Source organism: Pseudoalteromonas sp. T1lg65, assembly GCF_051930985.1.
Lineage (GTDB): Bacteria > Pseudomonadota > Gammaproteobacteria > Enterobacterales > Alteromonadaceae > Pseudoalteromonas.
The window spans coordinates 1,932,911-1,952,814 of sequence record NZ_CP196837.1 but is presented as its reverse complement, the minus strand read 5'-3'; the positions used below and the strand labels follow the sequence as shown (position 1 = coordinate 1,952,814).

The 19,904-nt window shown below is 41.2% G+C and carries 19 protein-coding genes; 6 read left to right on the top strand and 13 right to left on the bottom strand.

The genetic code is table 11. The features are described from left to right. Positions 1 to 59: 59 nt before the first annotated feature. Together ACSLBF_RS08425 and ACSLBF_RS08420 are read right to left on the bottom strand one after the other, a co-directional pair. A complete protein-coding gene (locus ACSLBF_RS08425; RefSeq protein WP_440056162.1) occupies positions 60 to 674 on the bottom strand; it encodes a response regulator in 615 nt (204 codons plus the stop codon). Then, positions 667 to 1,821, bottom strand: coding sequence for a sensor histidine kinase (locus ACSLBF_RS08420; protein WP_440056161.1), 1,155 nt, complete (start codon positions 1,819 to 1,821; stop codon positions 667 to 669). The genes ACSLBF_RS08425 and ACSLBF_RS08420 overlap by 8 nt, the downstream gene beginning before the upstream one ends. A 127-nt stretch (positions 1,822 to 1,948) precedes the next feature. On the opposite strand from ACSLBF_RS08420, the gene ACSLBF_RS08415 reads away from it, so the two are divergent. The 3 genes from ACSLBF_RS08415 (at position 1,949) to ACSLBF_RS08405 (ending at position 4,488) form a co-directional block, all read left to right on the top strand. Continuing rightward, positions 1,949 to 3,139 carry an acyltransferase family protein gene (locus ACSLBF_RS08415; protein WP_440056160.1) on the top strand — a complete coding sequence of 397 codons (1,191 nt, stop codon included), beginning with the start codon at positions 1,949 to 1,951 and terminating at the stop codon, positions 3,137 to 3,139. Between the two features lie 11 nt (positions 3,140 to 3,150). Beyond that, positions 3,151 to 3,447 (top strand): hypothetical protein, encoded by a 297-nt coding sequence (locus tag ACSLBF_RS08410; protein ID WP_440056159.1) that lies wholly within the window; start codon positions 3,151 to 3,153, stop codon positions 3,445 to 3,447. A gap of 303 nt (positions 3,448 to 3,750) precedes the next feature. Further along, positions 3,751 to 4,488 (top strand): hypothetical protein, encoded by a 738-nt coding sequence (locus ACSLBF_RS08405; RefSeq protein WP_440056158.1) that lies wholly within the window; start codon positions 3,751 to 3,753, stop codon positions 4,486 to 4,488. A gap of 46 nt (positions 4,489 to 4,534) precedes the next feature. Here ACSLBF_RS08405 and ACSLBF_RS08400 read toward each other — a convergent pair whose 3' ends face one another. Further along, entirely contained in the window at positions 4,535 to 5,899 is a 1,365-nt protein-coding gene (locus ACSLBF_RS08400) for a hypothetical protein (RefSeq protein ID WP_440056157.1), read from the bottom strand. Positions 5,900 to 6,263: 364 nt separating this feature from the next. On the opposite strand from ACSLBF_RS08400, the gene ACSLBF_RS08395 reads away from it, so the two are divergent. After that, on the top strand, positions 6,264 to 6,812 hold the full coding sequence (locus ACSLBF_RS08395; protein WP_440056156.1) for a hypothetical protein: 549 nt from the start codon (positions 6,264 to 6,266) through the stop codon (positions 6,810 to 6,812). 230 nt (positions 6,813 to 7,042) lie between these two features. On the opposite strand, the gene ACSLBF_RS08390 is transcribed toward ACSLBF_RS08395, so the two are convergent. The 6 genes from ACSLBF_RS08390 to trhO all read right to left on the bottom strand — a co-directional run bounded on the left by ACSLBF_RS08390 (position 7,043) and on the right by trhO (position 11,225). Then, entirely contained in the window at positions 7,043 to 7,552 is a 510-nt protein-coding gene (locus ACSLBF_RS08390) for a GNAT family N-acetyltransferase (protein WP_440056155.1), read from the bottom strand. 55 nt (positions 7,553 to 7,607) lie between these two features. Continuing rightward, positions 7,608 to 8,180 (bottom strand): tRNA-(ms[2]io[6]A)-hydroxylase, encoded by a 573-nt coding sequence (locus ACSLBF_RS08385; RefSeq protein WP_440056154.1) that lies wholly within the window; start codon positions 8,178 to 8,180, stop codon positions 7,608 to 7,610. Between the two features lie 56 nt (positions 8,181 to 8,236). Next, entirely contained in the window at positions 8,237 to 8,833 is a 597-nt protein-coding gene (locus tag ACSLBF_RS08380; protein WP_440056153.1) for a sulfotransferase, read from the bottom strand. A gap of 62 nt (positions 8,834 to 8,895) precedes the next feature. Then, complete coding sequence (locus ACSLBF_RS08375; protein ID WP_440056152.1) at positions 8,896 to 9,279, bottom strand: MAPEG family protein; 384 nt, start codon at positions 9,277 to 9,279, stop codon at positions 8,896 to 8,898. Between the two features lie 37 nt (positions 9,280 to 9,316). Then, positions 9,317 to 10,021 (bottom strand): SIMPL domain-containing protein, encoded by a 705-nt coding sequence (locus tag ACSLBF_RS08370; RefSeq protein WP_440056151.1) that lies wholly within the window; start codon positions 10,019 to 10,021, stop codon positions 9,317 to 9,319. Between the two features lie 217 nt (positions 10,022 to 10,238). Beyond that, the gene (trhO, locus tag ACSLBF_RS08365) at positions 10,239 to 11,225 is read right to left on the bottom strand and encodes an oxygen-dependent tRNA uridine(34) hydroxylase TrhO (RefSeq protein ID WP_440056150.1); all 987 of its coding nucleotides are present in this window, start codon (positions 11,223 to 11,225) and stop codon (positions 10,239 to 10,241) included. 203 nt (positions 11,226 to 11,428) lie between these two features. Between trhO and ACSLBF_RS08360 the strand changes: the two genes are divergently transcribed. Then, the gene (locus ACSLBF_RS08360) at positions 11,429 to 12,763 is read left to right on the top strand and encodes a DEAD/DEAH box helicase (protein ID WP_440056149.1); all 1,335 of its coding nucleotides are present in this window, start codon (positions 11,429 to 11,431) and stop codon (positions 12,761 to 12,763) included. A gap of 2 nt (positions 12,764 to 12,765) precedes the next feature. Next, positions 12,766 to 13,593 (top strand): CvfB family protein, encoded by an 828-nt coding sequence (locus tag ACSLBF_RS08355; RefSeq protein WP_440056148.1) that lies wholly within the window; start codon positions 12,766 to 12,768, stop codon positions 13,591 to 13,593. A gap of 71 nt (positions 13,594 to 13,664) precedes the next feature. On the opposite strand, the gene ACSLBF_RS08350 is transcribed toward ACSLBF_RS08355, so the two are convergent. From ACSLBF_RS08350 to rlmKL, 4 genes are read right to left on the bottom strand one after another with little or no spacing between them, the layout of a single operon-like run. After that, positions 13,665 to 15,395: a DUF3466 family protein gene (locus ACSLBF_RS08350; RefSeq protein WP_440056147.1), complete on the bottom strand. Its 1,731-nt coding sequence runs from the start codon at positions 15,393 to 15,395 to the stop codon at positions 13,665 to 13,667. A gap of 8 nt (positions 15,396 to 15,403) precedes the next feature. Continuing rightward, positions 15,404 to 17,320, bottom strand: coding sequence for an ATP-binding cassette ATPase Uup (gene uup / locus ACSLBF_RS08345; protein WP_440056146.1), 1,917 nt, complete (start codon positions 17,318 to 17,320; stop codon positions 15,404 to 15,406). Between the two features lies 1 nt (position 17,321). Then, a complete protein-coding gene (locus ACSLBF_RS08340; protein WP_440056145.1) occupies positions 17,322 to 17,552 on the bottom strand; it encodes a glutaredoxin family protein in 231 nt (76 codons plus the stop codon). Next, positions 17,545 to 19,656 (bottom strand): bifunctional 23S rRNA (guanine(2069)-N(7))-methyltransferase RlmK/23S rRNA (guanine(2445)-N(2))-methyltransferase RlmL, encoded by a 2,112-nt coding sequence (rlmKL, locus tag ACSLBF_RS08335; protein ID WP_440056144.1) that lies wholly within the window; start codon positions 19,654 to 19,656, stop codon positions 17,545 to 17,547. Before rlmKL ends, ACSLBF_RS08340 begins: the two co-directional genes overlap by 8 nt. Positions 19,657 to 19,904 lie beyond the last annotated feature (248 nt).

Here is a 19,904-nt window from a genome sequence, read left to right as displayed (position 1 = left end):
ATGTGTTCTTTTGTGAGTCCGATATTAGTTACGGTATGGATTCGTTAACATTAAAAATGCTAAATCAAATGCTGATTAATTGCTTTTAGTACCGCCTGCGTACGGTCATGCACGCCCAGTTTTGCTAGGACTTGCGATACATGGTTGCGAATGGTTCCTTCTGAATTTTGTAAGGTACTGGCGATCACTTTATTGGGCATTCCCAACGACATACATTTTAGTACCTCTTGTTCTTTGGGTGTTAAGCGCTCTGTCGGTGGGTTTGTCTGTTGCAACAGATACTCAGTTACCGCGTTTTGCAATACACGATTACCGGCTTTAACTTGCTTGATAGCATCAATCAGTCCTTCCAGTTCGATGTTTTTAAGCACATATCCTCTTGCGCCAAGGTTGATGGCTTTTAGCAACACATCGCAATCTTCAAACGTGGTGATGATCAACACAGGTGGTTGGTTGAGCTTGTTTTTAATTGCTTCAAGTACACCCAGGCCATCTAAGTTTGGCATTCTCATATCTAATAGGACTAAGTCGAACGTGTGCTCAGCCATTAGTGACAGCGCTTGATTACCATCCTCAGCCATACCGTCCACAGATATTTCGCTATCTAGATTAAGTAAATTGGCAAGACCTAATCTAACCAATGTTTGGTCTTCAACCAGTAAGCAACTAATCATGCACAACCTCTGTAGTTATCGGTATAGTTATGGTGCTTACGAGTGTTTGCTTGTCGAGATGCTGCTCAAAGCTACCTTGAAAATGTGACATCCGCTCTTTTAACCCCGCGAGGCCGTTTCCTGGTTTAGGGAGCTGCTGCTCATTTTGATTATGCTGAGCGTTCGCTTCAAGTACTGTCTGTTCGCCTTTTTTATAGACAGTGATATCAAATGCGATCTCGCTCGCTTTAGTGTGTTTTAATGTATTACTTATCATCTCTTGGCAAAAGCGAATAACACACAACGCGTAATCCTGCGGCAAACGTTCTACTTCATCGTTCATGTGTAGTTGGCAGGATAGTTGCGGTGTTAGCGCAAAAATACTCTCTAAAGCCTGTTTTAGCAGTGCTTTATCACGTCGTTGCTCCGATACTATTGCCCTCACCTCATCTAGCACTTGTTGGCTTAACAGGTGGCAATTGGCAATTGTTTCCTGTATTTGTGGTGGAGCAGTCCGTTTCGCAAAGTCTAAATTTATGCTGAGAGCCGTGAGTTTGTGTCCCAATGAATCGTGCAACTCTCGGGATAGATGCTGTCGTTCTTGAGCCGCGTGCATCGCGCCCATCATTTGTTGTGTGGCTTTCAGTTCTTTGTAGTTTTGCCGAGATTGATAATGCATATTCAAGCTTTCAACAATACGTTTACTCACAAACCAGTTCATGGTGCAAAAGAAAAACCACACAATAAACATCACCCAAGGAATTTCGCCGTTCCAACGCGCATAGTGAGTAAAGGAATAGGTCAGTAACGTTAGCACTACAAAGGCTAATACTTTGGGTAACGCAAAGTGCGGACTAAAAATGGCCGAAAACATCACCAGATGGATAAAAACTAGCGATGTAGAGGTTACTTGGATAAGGCTTACTATAAGCAAAAAGTACAAAACCGCCACTATGTTAACATGACTATTGGGCGCCTTTAGGACATAAAACAGCAAAGCGAGGATCGCGCCACTGATTGGTAACTGTAGTAAAAGGTCTATGCCGTTGTTGGCGTAGTATGCACAGGCAATGGTCACACCGAGCCAAGACGCAATGGTCGAAAAATGCCAATCGGTGGTGTGTTTAATGGTGGCTTCCATGGACTTAGTCTTGTTATTTTTTTGCATTATTGCAAATAAACACAGCTTGAGACAATGACATATGTCATAGATGGCGCATGAGCAATGTGACTGGTCAAACTGTCTTCAACTTAGTTATTATAGGTACAAACCATGACAAGGAACTCTGTGATTAATGCCAACCGCTCAACGCTTTCATTTTATTGATAATCTACGCTGTCTTGCTTTATTACTTGGTGTGGTATTCCATGCTGCTTTGGCTTATGGGCCGTATTTTAAAAATATCTGGATTGGTGTAGATACCACTGCACATCATGCTACTTTTGATTATCTCAGCTTGTGGTTGCATTTGTTCCGCATGCCACTGTTTTTTATCATCGCGGGGTTTTGTAGCGTACTACTTATTGAAAAACGTAACGCCAATGGCTTTATGGTTAATCGCTTAAAACGCGTGTTGCTGCCATTTTTGGTGTTTTTTCCGTTAGCAGGAATAGCATATTTTCATGCCTTGACTTGGGGTTCAAGTGTGACCAATACCGTTCCGCCAATTTTAACCCTGCTTGCTGAAATGGAACCAAGAGTGAGCACCATGCACCTTTGGTTTTTATGGTATCTAATACAATTTTGTCTAGTGCTTTGGTTAGTTCATAAAAGCGACAAGCTATTCGATAAGTTACTCAATATCGTTGTTCACCCTGTTTTCTTACTGCTTGCATTACCCTTTTTGGTCTTTGTGTCACTGAGCACGCAAGCAGTACCCTTCCCTGCGCCTGACAAGCTAACCCCTGCATTATGGACATACGGCTTTTATGGTGTTTTATTTCTGGTTGGTGCAGGGCTATATCAAAACAAGCACAGGATAATAAGAAGCAACAGATTTATAGCGCCTTTAAGCCTAGTTGCTATCGCTTCACTAATTGTGTATCTGGTTATTATACCCAATCCTCCTACCCTAGAAATGGTTAAACAAGCGGCTGCGGATGGACAGTTTATACCATCGGGGAGCGCGCATTACATTCAAGCAGCAGTTCAAGCAGTAGCTATCGTTAGTTGGACTGGCTTTGTTTTTGTCTTAGGTTATCGCTTTTTAGATCACGCCAATACAGCCAGTAAGCTAATTTCAGACGCTTCGTATTGGATTTACTTGGTCCACGTGCCTGTGTTGCTCTATATTCAATTGCCTTTAACCAATGTGGCCATATCACCATTTTTGAAATTTTTAATTAGCGTGGTTGTAACGCTGGTCATTGGCCTGGCTAGTTATTCTCTTCTGGTCAGAAACACTTGGCTAGGTGTGTTTCTAAATGGCAGAAAACACAACACGCAAACCCAATTGAGCGAGTCTGCTATAGCGCACAAATCATAGGAAGAAGAATTATGAACGAATCAACTACCATGTCGACATTTGCGACTATTCAACAAGGCGTGGCTCATGCTGATGGTATCTTAACGCTGAGCGAAGACCTAGTGCGTTTCACTGCAAACAACACGCAGCTTGGGTTAGGTCCCATTGAGTTTTCACGTGATAGTATCCAATCCATTACGCGATGCTTTGCAAAAGGTGGTGGCTTTATCCCTGTTGGCCGCGATTCGATAGAAATTAGGTTAAAAAACGATAAAAAATATCAGTTTATATTAGCCGAACCGCACAGTTGGATTGACGAATTATCGTAAATTTGTGGCTCTTAGAGGGTTGCGAATGACATGTTGTCTCAGATTAGCCTGTAAACGCTAAGTAACTGACTTAGTCATGACTATTTGATTTAGCAAGACGTGTGAGGCTAGAAATTTGAGATACTCGCTAAAATCAATCTTGAAATTATTAAAATAATAACAACAATTTTATAAAAACGCTCATATTCAGAGCACCGAAAGGTCAAAAAAGACACTAAAAAGTTAAAAAAACAGTTATCTTTATTTAACTTTTTACCTTAGCATCCGATAATAAGGTTAACGATGACTTAGAAAGGATCTGATATGAAAGTCAATACAAACCAAGTAGTACTAGGAGCGTCCCCAGCAGACAATTCACCTGCCCAGATAACCAAAAGCGGCAGTGAAGCAGCGCTCAGTAAAACCTTATCCACCCTTGAACCTGATGTCTATCATGGTACAAGCACCAAAGAACCGCCTGTTACTTACGAAAGACCATTCAATATTGGAGAGTCTGTACAACAAGTTGAGACGGTCGAACAAACCATGGACAGAGTATTTGAAGCCAGCTCTGAGCTTTATATGGGCGGAAATATGTTTCGCGCAGCAGATGCAATGACAGCTGAGTACGACAACTTTATGTCTGAGTTATCGAAAACTAATCCTGAGTTAGCCGCAAAAAACTGGGGGTTTTCGGTGGATCCTGACGGCAAAATAGCGGTGTCAGGTCAGTTAAGTGAAAAAGAAGCTCAACTTTTGACTGATAAGCTAAATGGTAATGAGGAACTTGTACAGTATGCCAATGACGTAAAGGAAAGCTTTCTTAAATATACCGCGCTCGAACGAGGCCCCGAAGGCAATGGAACCAGTAAATATTGGGGTAAATATGATGTGAATAATGATAACTTCGGCGATGTTATTAATATGAGAGCAGTGATAGAACTAGGTCGTAACCAAGACCCTGAGAACATCAAAACAGGCGATCACTTACATACATATAACTTTGTAGAAGGTATGGCTGCACAACTTCAGAGTAACGCAGAAGTTAAGTACTCTGCTTGAATGCAATCAAAGAATCGGATGCTATAAAGCATCCGACTTTTTTAGTTTACGAAGGTACACTAGAGATCAAATCTTGGTCGCAAATATGTCCCAAGTAAACAAACGGAACGTTCGGCCCTCCGACTCCAATCAGGTCTATTACACCATCATTGTCAGCGTCAACGTTAGTTGGAATTAATATTTGCCACCCACCAAGCTGTACTTCCGAGCGCCATCTATTTCTGTAGCCATAGCTATATTCTGTATGCTCAATGTTGAATATATCTGGGCTACAGGTTCCCAAATTAACGGTTTTAGAAATTCTACCGTTCGCATCGGTCGTAAACGTATGTCTTTTATCACTATTTGCTTTGATTATTCTAAGGGTTGCTGTCGCATTTTCTATCGGTGCCCCTGTTGAGTCGAGCAAAGTAACGCCCCAGGATACATTACGATACGCTTGTGTGGTCAAGTACGGGTTGCTTTGTGCCGCTAAGGGGATACGATTCACATTGCTTTCCCCTGACACCTTGTTATTTGAAAACGAGGCAACGACTGAGGAGACAGTTAAATTATAAGTATTATTGGGGTTATTTGGTACCGCAGAGTTTGCCCTGACCCGCATAGTAATAACTTGATTCGCCTGTAAACCCGAAATTGGCACAGGCTCATTTTGAGATATGGCGACCCAACCGTTATTGAATACTTCAAAGATATAATCAGCTGCCCCATTACTGTTAAAGTTAAGCGCAAGGTCTTGTCCATTTACTGCTGTAAATTGATACAAATCGATATCGTTCGCACTGTCCAAATTACCGGTAATATTATTTTGACCGGTAGATAAAGTAGTCGCTGTAGCCACGGTATCATTAAATTCATACGCATCTAATTGCGTCGCGACAACGGCTCCAAAATGAAATGGCGATCCGTCTGACTCCTTAACATCCATATACCAGTAATAATGACCGGGTTCAGTTAACGCGATCACAACTTCATCAGCTGTTCCCGCGTTTGTACTGGCCCCGATCACTGTCAATGAATCATCCTCATTGTGTTTTATTACACTGAGATCAACATTTGTATCTCCAGATTGTCCAAACAACAAAGCTGTTGTTTTACTCCGTTCACTGATCTCAAAGTGGTAGCAAGCAGCTGCCCCAGAGGTTGCACCATTTAATGTATACTGATTTCCAGTTACTAACGTAGGACATAAAGGGATTATTGCTGCAGTCTCGTTTTGCACCGCAAAATTTAACTCTGACGCCTCTGAACCTAATTGAGGTAACTGCTCCGGTATCTGTTTCGTCATCATGTTTTGAGATGGTGAGTAGATCTGAACATTACCGGCACGCTCGAGTCGATATTCTTTTGCATGAACGTGAGTAAATGCTGCTAAAGCTAACACCGATAAAGCCACTTTTGATAATTGCATAAAACTTTCCTTATTAAATGTAAATTACTCTATGGAGTTGTTAATAAATCACAAACAAACAACAGCAGCAATCGATGCTTTTTCAAGGGCACTTTTTTTATCCATTGAGTAAATAATGAAGTTTCAGAATTTCGATCGAAGAAGGTGAAAAATAATCAACTAGCGAGGCTTATTGATACAACTTCATTGAAATGTAACTTTGTTTTATAGCAAATGTGAGATGTTTAAACATGCAAAACACGCTTTCAATACAGCCGTTGATTAAATTATATTTAAGCTAAACTAGCTGTATGTTTACTTTTTTATGATTTGAAGAGTAAACTTATACAGACGTGATAAGCCGACACAACAAGGAATTTGTTTTATGAAGGTCATTATATTCACTCTATTACTATCCATAAGCTTTGTCGTAAAATCCCAGCAGCCTAAATATTGGTTTAACAACGAATATACTCGTGAAGAGGTGTTAACCGGCTTTCAATTAGAGTTAATTCAAAAAAACATGCTGCAAACTATCATCGACAATGCACAACTGGCCGTTAACAATGATGTTGAGTACCTCAATGGTGATAAACTGATTATTGGGGATGCATTTCGAAGCGTTAATTACCCGGGTAAAGCCCAGCTAAAGCTGGATGTGACTGCACAGAATGAAGGTGTTATTCAGTTCGCCTTATCACCAACGGAAGTGCTCTATGATGAACATTTAAACATTATATACATCGAATTTGAGTCAAGCGTACGAGGTGTCAGAGCTTACCTTTATCAGGACATTCAGGAAAGTTCAGCGCAGTCCAAGAGTAACGCAAACTACGAATTGGTGCTTGATACAGAGAATTCTCAGACTATCATTTTTTTGTCCAGTTACTTAGACATTCAAAAAGCAATTCGCTTATTCCAAAAAAGAATTTAGCTTTACTGGTAATGATGTGATGGAATTTAGTTACTCAAGGTCTCAATGATGTCAGAGATGGCACTATATCAACTACCTGACCTGCCGCAGTATATGCCGTATTCTCGCGCTAATCTTCCTTTCGTCGAGAGATGGCAAAAAGACGTGTTGCGCTGGAGTTGATGCAGCGAGTGAATTTGGTAAAACAATATATAATGCCCGCCAAGCCCTTTGATATCTGTTCTCATTTATTATTTTCCTTTGACCTTGGCATACAAATGCTCGTCGCACAGTACGCCACCATGAGACACTGCCGATTTTAGTATTCCCTCGAGAGAAAATCCGTTCTTTTCAAGCACACGAATTGACGCTTGGTTTTGTGCGGTTACCGGATTAAAGATCCGAATAACATCTGTATTAGCAAAAATATTTTGAACGAATTGCTTAACCGCTTCTGTAGCGATTCCTCGCCGCCAATAGGGCTCTGCTATCCAGTAACCTAACTCTGCGCTGTGCTTGTATTCAAAACCTTGTAAATAGACTCCTATAACACCACAAAAAATACCTTTAGCTTCAATGGCTTTAACTATTGCATTTTGCTTGCAACCTACCTCTAGCCACCAGTCTGCATCCTCTAAAGTATAGGGTTTCGGGATCTTGGACGATAAGTAACGAGTAACATTATCATTGTTGAGATATTCCACCAGTAAAGTTCGGTCACCTTCACTAGGAGGTCTTAGTGTGAGATCAACTGGGCGCACGACGTTTATCCTTAAGCGAGTGAGGTTGGTTTGGCTTCACAAACCAACCCTATAATTAATGTAAAGCGGCAGTAAATGGGATTTTTCGGCAAATTTCAGCTTCAGCCAATAGAATTTCTTCAAGCCTTTGGTCGATTGTAGTCTTATCGAAATACTCATAACCCAGCTCTACAAATAAGTTTTTGTGCTTTTCTTCTGACTTGGCAATAGTCACGTAAAAGTCTTTTTCTTTGCCTTCAGGTAGTGCTTCTGCAACCAGTGAAAACCGTTCATGTCCTCGCGCTTCAATGACCGCTGCAACCAACAATCTGTCAATTAGGTATTCGTCTGTACCTTGTCTAAATAACCCGCGCATGTGCTTAATGTAAGGATCTTTTTGATCATTACCTAAGGTAACGCCTCGCTCCGTCAGTAGCTTTAATACCTGTTTGAAGTGGATCATTTCTTCTATTGCGAGATCGGCCATGGCTCTGACCAGCTTAATTCTATCGGGGTAATGGCCTAGCATTGCCATGGCCATACCGGAAGCTTTCTTTTCTGCGGCCGCATGGTCTTGCAAAAAAGTATCAAAGTCAGCCAGTACGCCTTCGGTCCAGCTAAATGGTGTGTGGAATTTCAGTTCAAACATACTTCTAGTCTATTCGGTTTTATAAAAACGTAATTTTTTCGATTGTATCAAATTTATTAGTTAGCTGCGGGGTTGCATTCGCTCAGATATAGCGCTGTATCTCTGTCCGCCTTACCTGCTCGGGTTGAAGGTACCTTTCTGCTATCCTTAAGCCACTTCCAGGCAGTCACCTTACCACCAATATTGACGTGCGGAAAATCAACTTGGTGAACTGGAACATCAAAAAAATCTGCAAACTTTGCTTTCGCATCTTGCTGGCTTAACGAAAAGCACAAATATGGCAGTTTATTCCTTGACGCAAAAGCTTCGACGGCTTTTTGATGATTGATGGCAATCTCGTACCAGTAGTTTGGTTCGTCAAAGTGTTCAATAAAATTTGGAAAAGTATTCAAATAGCAGCGTTTAATCGTATCGTTAAATCCGCCTTTGTCTGATAACAAGTTGTCTTTCATGGCAGATAACAAGCGTTTTATTGATGGTAGCCAAGTATTCAGGTCCCGCTGCAGATGTACGATTTTACAGTTGGGATACAGGGAAGCCAATTCCTCATAATCCGAGAAAACCGGTGTATCTGCGAGTACTTGTGCTGTATCCAAAGCCTCTCGCGTATACGCAGTATGAGCCGTGTAAAAACCCAGTTTTACTGCGGCCATACACACACTCGTAGTTCCTGTTCTTGGCAAACCCGTAATCAGGATCTTGGTATCTTTCATTGCTAAAATGCGTGACTGATATAGAGGACAAAATTAATCACCATTGCGACAAGCATCACTAGATAAGTTAATGCCATTCCGACTTGTCGCATTGGAATATTGGCTTGTTTAATCGCCATATAATGTGCCAACCTAGCAATAATAAATGTACTGCCTAAGACATATAGCCAAATTGGATTGATAGTCTGAAACTCTAAGATAAACAGTAAGATAAGTGTGATTGGTGTATATTCGCTAAAATTACCGTGAGCACGAATTGCAGCTTGAAGCTGACTATTACCGCCGTCACCAAGCGCTATTAAATTTCCTTTTCTTAGTTTGATAACATCAAAACTTAGTTTGATATAAATAAGTGTTAATAACGCTGCAAAAAAACCAGTGATCATAAAAAAGCCCTCTGTTATAAGGGCTTAGTATATCCTGTTATTCAATAAAATATACAGCGTAAACTTCTGCACTTAGTTTGATTGTGCCAGTATTATATGCCTCTTTCACATTTGCAGCTTCAGCTTGCATAAGGCCTGAAGCTGAACGTGAGTATGGCCTTTGTGGTGTTTGCATCGGATCGAAAGAAACGGAGTACAGCCTTACGATTTTTACGTCAAACTCTTGAGACAGTTCTTTGGCTGCCTTTTTGGCATCTTTAATCGCAGACTTTTTCAAACTATCTAAAAATTGACCTTCGTTTTCTACTGCAAACTCAGTGTTGTTAAATTGGTTAATACCGCTGTCTACAAAAGCTTGCAACAATTCTGGGTAACGTGAAATATCTTTGAGCTTTACCGTCAGGCTGCGGTTGACATTAAAACCTTCAAATTCCTCTTGATTAGTCTGCCGGTTATAGCGAGTTTGACGATAAATGTTAAGTTGATCAGCGTGAATATCTTCTTTTTTAATTCCGAAGGTTTTCGAGATTTCTATCGCCTTAGCCATGATTTCGTCTACATTTTTCTTGGCCGTCGGCAATGATTTGTCTTTCTCGGTGATTGCCACTCGGATAATGGCAGTGTCGGGTTGCACTTGCATATAAGCTGTACCCTTCACATATAAATGGGGAGAGTTTGGTAGTGCTCCGGCAAAACTGACAGCCGAAAAACAAATTGCTAAAAAACCTGATAGTAACCGCATAAGATATTCCTCTATTTAAGTCCTTGGACATTCAATCATAATAGAATTAACCATGACTGAATTATAGTAGCGAGTAACAAACAATAACAAAAAGGCTTGTGCGCAACCAATTGCTGATACGTGCATATACCATAGACAAAAATAAACCCCGCACAAGCGAGGTTTATATTAAATCTAGAAGGAAGCATTTACTGCGCTTTTTCTGATCCGCTGAACACTACGCAGACTTTTTACGCTGCGCTTCTTTTTGCGCTAACTTTTCTTCTTTACGCTTACGGATTGCTTCTTGTGCGTCATGACCAATATGACCTTCACCTCGTTGTTTCGCCAGCTCAATTTGCTTCTGACGCTCGGCAAAGCGAGCAATTTGCTCTTCTGTTAGGTCTTTGTGGCAGTGGTGACAAGACACACCTTCCATGTATTCTGGAAGCTGCTTTTCTTCTTCCGTAATAGGCATTCTACAAGCGTGACACTGATCGTAAGAGCCTTTGTTTAGGTCGTGATCAACCGCAACACGGTTATCAAAGACAAAACACTCGCCTTCCCACATGGTGTCTTCTTTTGGCACATCTTCTAAATATTTTAGAATACCGCCTTCAAGGTGATACACCTCTTCAAAACCTTGCTCTTTCATATAAGCAGTAGACTTTTCACAACGAATACCGCCGGTGCAGAACATTGCTACTTTTTTGTGTTTGGCTGGATCGAGGTTTTGCTCAGCCCAAGCCGGGAATTCACGGAAAGTTTTGGTTTTAGGATCTATCGCGTTTTTAAACGTACCGATTTCAATTTCGTAATCATTACGGGTATCTACAAGCACCACGTCAGGGTCTGAAATTAACGCATTCCAATCTTGTGGCTTAACATAAGTGCCAACAACTTCTTTAGGATTAATACCTTGAACGCCCATGGTAACGATTTCTTTTTTCAGTTTAACCTTAGTGCGATAGAACGGACACGTTTCGTCGAATGACTCTTTGTAAACGATGTTATCTAAGCCTGGTTGTTTGTCTAACCATGCTAGTAAGGCATCAATACCTTTGCGTTTGGCTGCAACAGTACCGTTAATTCCCTCTTCTGCTAGCAATAAAGTACCGCGAACTTCATTCGCTTCCATCACGTCGATGAGGGGTTGTCTAATCTCTTTATAATTAGGCAGTGAAACAAACTTGTACATTGCACAAACAACATATTGTTCAGACATGGAATTTTCCTATAGTTAAGCTTTTGTTAGCTGATGCGCTAAGCACGACACATCAACGTGAAACCGAGTCGCAAACCCGGCGCTGAGGCGGGTATTTTACGGATTTTTGCTTTAAATGCAAAAAACATGATTTGTGTATCCGTCATACTCTATGCTTTGCTATAATTGCGTGTTTTTATAATTCAAGATTTGGAGAAATTGACTTGAGATTCACAGAACTTGGGATTGATTTGCGTCTAGAACAACAGCTAGGCCATCAAGGGATCACAACACCGACAGAGATCCAAGCCCATGCGATTCCAACGGCTTTAGCTGGCCACGATATTTTTGCTCAATCCAAAACGGGTTCTGGCAAAACATTAGCATTCTTGCTGCCAGCAATTCAGCGTGTGATGAAGCAAAAGGCCCTTAGCAAACGCGACCCAAGAGTTTTAATTGTTGCCCCTACCCGAGAACTCGCCACCCAAGTGTTTAGTGAATGTCGTTTGTTAATTGCCGGCACCAACCTGAGTGTTTGTAAGGTACTCGGTGGTGAAAACTACAATGATCAAGTCAAAGCGTTAAGAAAAAATCCACACTTTGTAATTGGCACTCCAGGTCGAATTGCAGACCATATCGACAGCCAGTCTATGTTTTTAGCAGGACTTGAGTTGTTAGTTTTTGATGAAGCCGACAGAATGCTTGATCTTGGTTTTGAAAAACAATTAGAAACCATAAACAACGCAGCCGACCATAGATTGAGACAAACCTTGTTATTTTCGGCCACACTCGACCATACGCAGGTCGAAACGACTTCTAGAGCGTTGTTAAAATCACCTAAGCGCATCATGCTTAGTAATGCGCATCAACAACATGAAGATATTCAACAGGCTCTTTATTTTGCCGATCATCTTGATCATAAAGAGGCATTGCTAAAGCACTTCTTGAGTCAGGCCGATGTGGGCCAATGTATCATCTTTACAGCGACACGTTCTGATACCGATCGATTGAGTAACCTACTTACTGAAATGTCGATTAAGTCGGTTGCCTTGTCAGGCGATATGCCGCAAAACAAACGATTGGATATTATGGATAGCTTTAGCCGCGGTCTGTTTAAAGTGTTAGTCACAACTGATGTTGCTTCTCGTGGATTAGATTTACTATCCGTTACCCATGTTATTAACTTTGATCTGCCTAAACAAGCCGAAGAATACGTGCATCGTATCGGTCGTACAGGTCGAGCTGGGTTTAAAGGGACTGCAATCTCGTTCGTTGGTCCAAAAGACTGGAACAGCTACATTGCAATTAAAAACTATCTCGATGAGCCGCTGAAGTTTGCAGAAGTTGAAGGGCTCGTTGGGAAGTTCAAGGGTTTTAAGCAACAACCACAGCAAAGTAAAAAACCAAATAAAGCGCAAAAGACATCAACTTCAAAGCCTAAAACTCAATTTAAGGGATCGGCAAAGCCTAAAACCAAAAAAGTAATTCAGGCTCCAATTGATATTGATGGAACCATGCCACTGCGCAGAAAACCTAAGCCCAAAAGCGACGAGGAATAACTATGTTAGGTCAAATTAAAATGTTAACCATCGAAGAACTTACTGCCGAAGGTGCTTATTTAAACGGTGGTGATCTTGGTGAGGTGTTTTTACCTAACGAACAAATTCCAGATTACCTGGAAGAAGGCGACAGTGTTGAAGTTTTTATCTTCTTAGACAATCAGGGTCACCCAACGGCTACGACCAAAAAGCCGCTTGCTCAGGTAGGTGATTTTGCATTACTTCGGGTAAAAGAAATTAACAATGTTGGTGCCTTTTTGGATTTGGGAATCGAAAAAGACGTATTGGCACCTTTTAACGAGCAAAAGCCAAAAATGCGTGACGGCTACAGTTATTTAGTGAAGCTTTATTTGGATAAAGCCAGTCAACGCATATGCGCATCAAGCGCGCTTCGTAAATTCCTTAATAAGACCAAGCCAAGCTATGAAAAGTTTGAAGAAGTCGATTTGATCGTTGCTGCAAAAACCGATTTAGGATTTAAGGTAATAGTCAACGAGGCACACTACGGTTTAGTTTTCTCGAACGATGTATTCAAAAAAATGTATATTGGTCAGCGCATGAAAGGCTATGTGAAGGCTATCCGCGACGAAGATAAAATCGACATTGTGCTGGAAAAACCGGGAATTGGTAAAGTGCGTGATTTATCTGAACACATTTTAGCTCAACTGAAAGAAAACGGTGGCCACCTTCCTCTGGGTGATAAGTCTGATCCTGAAGCGATCAAGCGGGCTTTTTCAACGTCTAAAGCCAATTACAAAAAAGCCATCGGCGGTTTGTTTAAACAAGGCCTCATTGATATTGAAGCTACGGCAATAAAACTACGGAAATAAAAAAGGAGCGGTTAGCTCCTTTTTTACAGTCGGCTCAAATAGAAAGTTTTCTATTTAAGCGTTGCCTTTACTTACTTCAAATTGAATCTACGACGTAAGTAAACCAACGGCAACAATACCAAGCTAAGTAATCCCCAACCACCAGATTTTCTCTCATAGGTTTCTGCTTCTGGCGGCGTACAGCTTTCAACTTCACCCGCAATTGGAGTTAATAGTACCGGCAATGTCACCGACTCGTACTCAGTCTCACCTTTACTGTTAGTTTTTATCTGTCCCAAAGAATCACGTTTTTCTACCGTTTTGGTCGCAATGGCATAAATTTTATTGTCATCTGTGACTTTAACAGCTTCAGCAACGACATAAGGAAAATCATCGCCACGACAAGGAAGCAGTGAATTTAGATTAGTCAGCTTTTCGTCGCCCAAATTGTAGAGAAAAGCTTCTCTTCTAGAGCTTGACGTGTTTTTCTCAACTTCAGCTTGCCCAACAATAACACCATGATTGTTAATGTCTTTTACGGCGAGTTCCGAGCCTTCATGGTAACTTGGTAGCTCATGATAAGCGCCAGCGTTAATATCAAAGTAGAAACCTTTCGAATCGTATTCCGCGCGGTTGTAGCTCGAGTAAAGACCTTTTACACCAACCATAATGTTGTTGTCATTGATGTCGACAGCTCTGCTAAATTCTGAGTAATACTCTACTTCTTTAATTCGTTTAAACTCACCATCTTGATAATAACCGGCCTGTACTAATGGCAATAATCTATCATCACTTTGTCTACGCGCTCTCGAATAACCCACAGCGACACCGTCTGAATTCACCGCCATCGCTATACTGCTGTAAGCGTTATCATCATCTTCATCAGGTGAAAACCCAAGGCCTAGGTTTTCTTTGCTAAGTAAATTTAGTTCCGCGTCAAAAACCCATTTGTAAGCTCTTTTATGATAGATGTTGCCATAAGCAGCAATGCACACTTTGACCGGATTGTCGACGCCATCACACTTTTCAGCAATGTCTTCTGCTCTATCCACTTGTAACCCAGTCGAGCTTTGACCAACGACTTGATAATTGCCATTGGCATCTAGTTTAATATCTGTAATGACAACGGTGCCACCATACTGGTCGAACTCGGGCTCAATAACCACGCGTTTCCCCGAAGGCGATTCAAGTAAACCTCGTGATTCCCAGTCTCTAACAAAGTAGGTTTCTTCTTCTGTTTCACCTTCTTTGGTAAATACGGTTTTTTCATAAGGTGCAGAGCCCCAACTTGCCAACGTTCCATCGCTTGCGATACTGGTTAAATAGTTGCTTACCGAACGCGTCAGGCCGTCATATTCAGGTTTTTCAACATCAAACAGTACGTGCTCATTCGCCGAGTTATTATCATAGGTTAAGCTTATTGCACTATATAGCTTTTGATATTTCTGAGAACTTGAAACTACGCGCTGGAGATAATCCAACATAAACGCATGTGCTTGCTCATTAGTTTTAAGGATCGAGCTGTCGTTTTCTATATCTTCTAATGTAAAGGTAACTTCAATTTCTCTTAATTCGTAATTCGATACAAATTGGTCATAAAGTCTTTTTATTCCGCTATCTTCAAAATCGATATAGCTAACGTCTACAGGTAGGTTAAATAACCCTGAAGCATAACCAATTACATCGCCAGCTTCATTGGCGTCTGTCACGTAGGTATATTTACTTTGTTCGTGGCGAGCTAGCTCTGTTAACTGATAAGTAGCGGCTGTCGCTTGGTTTGCTAGCCCCAAAACAATACTTGTGGCCAATAATTTAAGTTTCATTTCAATCCTTACTGCTGATTCTGCAATGCTTCTAATTCTTCCCAACGCTCAAACGCGGCTTCCAGCTTCGACTCTAGGTCAGCTAAATGGTTCAACGCCGCGTGAGTGGTTTGTTGATCTTGTTTAAAAAAATCAGGATCACTAACCAATTGCTGCTGCTCTTCAACAGCTTTTTCGAGTTCCTCTACTTTACTGGGCAATGACTCTAATTCAAGTTTTAATTTGTAACTCAGCTTGTTATTACGAGTTGGCGTTGGTGTTTTCTTTTGCTCTGATACGACCTGTTTTTCAGCTGATATTTTTTCTAGTTCTTTTCTTTGCTGGTCTCGTTTTTGTTTATAATGCTCGTAGTCACTATAACCACCAACAATTTCGGTAACTAGACCGTCGCCTTCAAATGCCCAAACACTACCACAGGTGTTGTCGATAAACTCCCTATCGTGACTGACTACCAACACAGTGCCATCATATTGATTGAGGATGTCTTCTAACAACTCTAGTGTTTCAATATCCAAATCATTAGTTGGTTCATCCAGCACAATGACATTTGAAGGTTTTAGGAAGAGTTTGGCAAGCAATAAGCGGTTTTTCTCACCGCCTGACAAAGCTTTGACGGGTGTTCTTGCTCTCACTGGCGGAAACAAAAAGTCTTGTAAGTAGCCAAGTACATGACGAGAGCGACCACCAACGTTAACTTCCTGCTTACCTTCAGCCACGTTATCCTGAACCGTAGCTTCTTCGTCAAGTTTATCGCGGTATTGATCAAAATAAGCGACTTCTAGGTTTACACCTTGCTTCACTTTTCCTTGAGTTGGATTTATCTCCCCAAACAACAACTTCAATAGCGTTGTTTTTCCCACTCCATTTGGTCCAACCAATCCAACGCGGTCACCGCGCATCACAATGGTGGAAAATTCTTTTACAATCGCTTTGTCAGAAAAACTATGGCTGAGATGCTGAGCTTCGAAAATCAGCTTACCCGAGCGCTCTGCTGATTCAATATTAAAGTCAGTCTTACCTTGTTGTTCAATACGCTGTTTTCTTTCTACACGCAGCGCTTTAAGTGCTCTCACTCGGCCTTCATTTCTGGTACGACGAGCTTTAATGCCCTGTCTGATCCAAGCTTCTTCCTCAGCTAACCTTTTATCAAACAACGCATTTTGCTGTTCTTCTACTTTAAGATCATGAGCCTTTTGTTCCAAATATTGTGCATAATCACCAGGATACGAAACTAACTGGCCTCGATCCAAATCAAGAATGCGAGTAGCCATGGCGCGAATAAATGCACGATCGTGAGAAATAAAGACGATGCCACCTTTAAATTCTTTGAGAAATTGCTCAAGCCAAATGACACTTTGCATGTCCAAATGGTTAGTCGGTTCGTCAAGTAGTAGCAGGTCGGGATCACTAACCAGTGCTTTGGCCAGAGCAACTTTTCGAAGCCAACCGCCTGATAGTTTTTCTAAACGCATATTAGCATCAAGTTGTAGCTGACTCAGAACCACTTTAATACGTGACTCAAACCGCCATGCATCTTCGGCTTCAAGGCGCTGGGTTAGTCGCTCAAGTCTATTCATTAGCTTTTCAGATTGATCGTTCTGAAGCGCTTCATTCACTTCATGAAACTCGATTAGTAGCTCAGCAACGGCCGGAAGACCACCAGCAACATAATCAAATACTGAACCATGTGCCCCTTTGGGCGGATCTTGTTCTAGCCTTGAGATTTTCAGTCCACTGACACTGATAATCTCACCGTCATCTAATTGCAGCTGACCGTCCAACACCTTTAATAAGGTTGATTTACCGGCTCCATTTCTGCCAACAATACAAACTCGTTCACCGGACTCGATAACCGCTTCTGCATTGTCCAATATTGGGTTTGAGCCAAACGCGAGTTGCGCTTTAGCTATGCGTATTAAATCCATATTATTTTATAAATTCTTGTAGTTGTTCTAAGTTAAATGGCCAACCTAACTCTCGTTCTGTGTCCTGTCTTTTTAACACTGGAATTCGAGTTTCATACTGTGCCATGTATTGTTCAGTCTCTACAATGTCGATTAAGAACACATGCTCTGATGGCAAGCATTGCTGTATAAGAGCCAATGCATCTTCACATAAATGACAGCCATCCGTATGGAATAAAACGTAATTAGGCATGTCTGATTAACCAACTGTTGTGGATCTGTTTATTACGCTTAAAGTCAGGAGAAAGCGTGTGCTTTGAGTATTCTTGTGCTGTCAACCCAATCCCTGCTAAGGCCATTTCGTCGATTTTAAAGCCGCGTTTATTGTTTGAGAACAGCAATGTTCCGCCTGGCGCCAATATGTTTTTAACCCAGCCGAGTAGTTTGATGTGATCGCGTTGTACGTCGAAAGCATCAGCCATTCGCTTCGAATTAGAAAACGTCGGTGGATCTAAGAAAATTAGGTCGTACTGCCCTTTTGCATGTTCAAGCCACTTCAAGCAATCTGCTTGTTCAAAGCGATAACGAGAGTTCTTCAACCCATTTAATTCAAAGTTTTCTTCTGCCCACTTTAAATAGGTTTTCGACATATCGATGGTAGTCACCGCTTTTGCTCCGCCAAAAGCCGCGTGGGCAGAAGCTGTACCTGTATAGGCAAACAGGTTTAGAACACGCTTATCTTTGGCGTTTTGCTGGATAAACTTGCGCGCTAAGCGATGGTCAAGAAATAGCCCAGTGTCTAAGTAGTCAAATAGATTTACTTTGAACTTAACACCAAACTCTTCAACAATTTCCGTTCTATTTTGTTTATCGAACGCTTTGTATTGTTCTTGTCCTTTTTGCTTCTTTCTGACTTTAACTGCGATGTTAAGCGGATCAATATCAAGCTGTTGCGCCGTCAGCGTGATCACGTCTTGCAAACGTTTTTCTGCAACCACATCATCAATTTCTTTAGGTGCTTTGTATTCAAAAATGACAGCGCTTTGGTTATACACATCAACTGCCACGTTATACTCAGGAATATCGGCATCGTAGACACGGTAAGCCTTAATGTTTTCTGACTTTATCCATGATTTTAAACCTTGAAGGTTTTTCTTTAGTCGATTTGCAAACGCAGCCGATCCTTCAAAGTTTAATCCGTTGCTATCGCTGCTTTGTTGTACTTGTTGTTCATTCATTTCATACAAGTTAAGCAACACATCAAGCGGACCATTTTTAAACTTGTAGCCTTTTTTGCGAGCTAGCTTCAGCACTTTAAATAAGCTTTCATCACTACTTAGTAGCGCAAGTTGCCAATCTTTATAATGCTTTTTAAATGCCACACCCATATTGCGATACAGTGAAATTAACTCTGCCATACCACCTAAACGCTCACCATAAGGTAAGTTACTTAACACGGTGCCTGGGCGTTTGGCTGCTGCGGTAAGACAATTTGCATCTTCATGTTTAAATTTGATATGTGTTGCAACCCCTGCTCGCTCAGCATTTCGCTTAGCAATACTTAATACTTTTTCATCGATATCGCTTCCGATAAGCCAAAGATTTTGCTCTGTTCCTTGGGCTTTTAGCTCAGCTTTAAGCTCATCGAATTTTGCTTGTCGAAAACTTGGTAACCGTTTGAAAGCAAAATCTTTATTTAAGTTTGTAGGAAGATTCAGCGCCATTGAGGCGGCTTCGATTAGCAAAGTACCGGAACCACAACAGGGATCAAATAAAGGCTTACTGATGTCATCAAGCCAACCGCTTCTTTTAACCAACGCTGCCGCAAGATGTTCACGAATCGGTGCCTTACCCTGCTTATCTCTATAGCCTCTGTCAGATAGACGAGGACCAGAAAAATCGATATACAGTGCACAGCCTTGCTTTGTAAGTTTTGCGACAATACGCAGATCTGGAGTTTCTTTATCAATGTTAGGGCGCTGCTCGAATAAGTCACTGAAGTAGTCCACTATCGCATCTTTGATCACCAATCCAGAAAACTGGGTGTTTTTAAGGGCGCTATTAGTACCGGAAAATTCCACAGCAAAGGTTTGCTTGGGACTGAACCAATCCTGCCATGCTTGAAATCTGGCAAATTTATATAGCGACTCCTTATCTTTAACTTCATTTTGATCATCCACCAAAAGCATTACGCGCGTCGCAAAGCGAGTCAGCATACAGAACTTTTGTACATCTAAATTAGCACCAGTAAATTTTACCGAACCAATGGTTTGCTTATTGATTTCAAAGTCGAAAGCCTTTAGTTCATCGACCAAAAGCTGCTCAACACCAATAGAAGTTAACGCGATAAATTGCAATTTCAATACCCTTAAATCTCAATTGTGGCGCAGTATAACACACAAGTTATTACGAGGTGATCTGTTGGAACTTATGCAATTACAATATTTAATTGAATTCAATTGGAATGGAGTGAATTTTGATCATCTCATGAAGTATTTTGAGGTGATGATTATCGTCTCGACTCTCAAAATGAACGATTGCTCAAAGTTCAGTGAGTCACCCCCATCAGCTTACGCATTACGAAAAAGACACGAGCAAAACGAGC

Coding starts and splice junctions, on each gene's coding strand:
- ACSLBF_RS08425 (WP_440056162.1), bottom strand. CDS start 674: ATGATTAGTTGCTTACTGGTTGAAGACCAAACATTGGTTAGATTAGGT.
- ACSLBF_RS08420 (WP_440056161.1), bottom strand. CDS start 1,821: ATGCAAAAAAATAACAAGACTAAGTCCATGGAAGCCACCATTAAACAC.
- ACSLBF_RS08415 (WP_440056160.1), top strand. CDS start 1,949: ATGCCAACCGCTCAACGCTTTCATTTTATTGATAATCTACGCTGTCTT.
- ACSLBF_RS08410 (WP_440056159.1), top strand. CDS start 3,151: ATGAACGAATCAACTACCATGTCGACATTTGCGACTATTCAACAAGGC.
- ACSLBF_RS08405 (WP_440056158.1), top strand. CDS start 3,751: ATGAAAGTCAATACAAACCAAGTAGTACTAGGAGCGTCCCCAGCAGAC.
- ACSLBF_RS08400 (WP_440056157.1), bottom strand. CDS start 5,899: ATGCAATTATCAAAAGTGGCTTTATCGGTGTTAGCTTTAGCAGCATTT.
- ACSLBF_RS08395 (WP_440056156.1), top strand. CDS start 6,264: ATGAAGGTCATTATATTCACTCTATTACTATCCATAAGCTTTGTCGTA.
- ACSLBF_RS08385 (WP_440056154.1), bottom strand. CDS start 8,180: ATGTTTGAACTGAAATTCCACACACCATTTAGCTGGACCGAAGGCGTA.
- ACSLBF_RS08380 (WP_440056153.1), bottom strand. CDS start 8,833: ATGGCCGCAGTAAAACTGGGTTTTTACACGGCTCATACTGCGTATACG.
- ACSLBF_RS08375 (WP_440056152.1), bottom strand. CDS start 9,279: ATGATCACTGGTTTTTTTGCAGCGTTATTAACACTTATTTATATCAAA.
- ACSLBF_RS08370 (WP_440056151.1), bottom strand. CDS start 10,021: ATGCGGTTACTATCAGGTTTTTTAGCAATTTGTTTTTCGGCTGTCAGT.
- trhO (WP_440056150.1), bottom strand. CDS start 11,225: ATGTCTGAACAATATGTTGTTTGTGCAATGTACAAGTTTGTTTCACTG.
- ACSLBF_RS08355 (WP_440056148.1), top strand. CDS start 12,766: ATGTTAGGTCAAATTAAAATGTTAACCATCGAAGAACTTACTGCCGAA.
- ACSLBF_RS08350 (WP_440056147.1), bottom strand. CDS start 15,395: ATGAAACTTAAATTATTGGCCACAAGTATTGTTTTGGGGCTAGCAAAC.
- uup (WP_440056146.1), bottom strand. CDS start 17,320: ATGGATTTAATACGCATAGCTAAAGCGCAACTCGCGTTTGGCTCAAAC.
- ACSLBF_RS08340 (WP_440056145.1), bottom strand. CDS start 17,552: ATGCCTAATTACGTTTTATTCCATACGGATGGCTGTCATTTATGTGAA.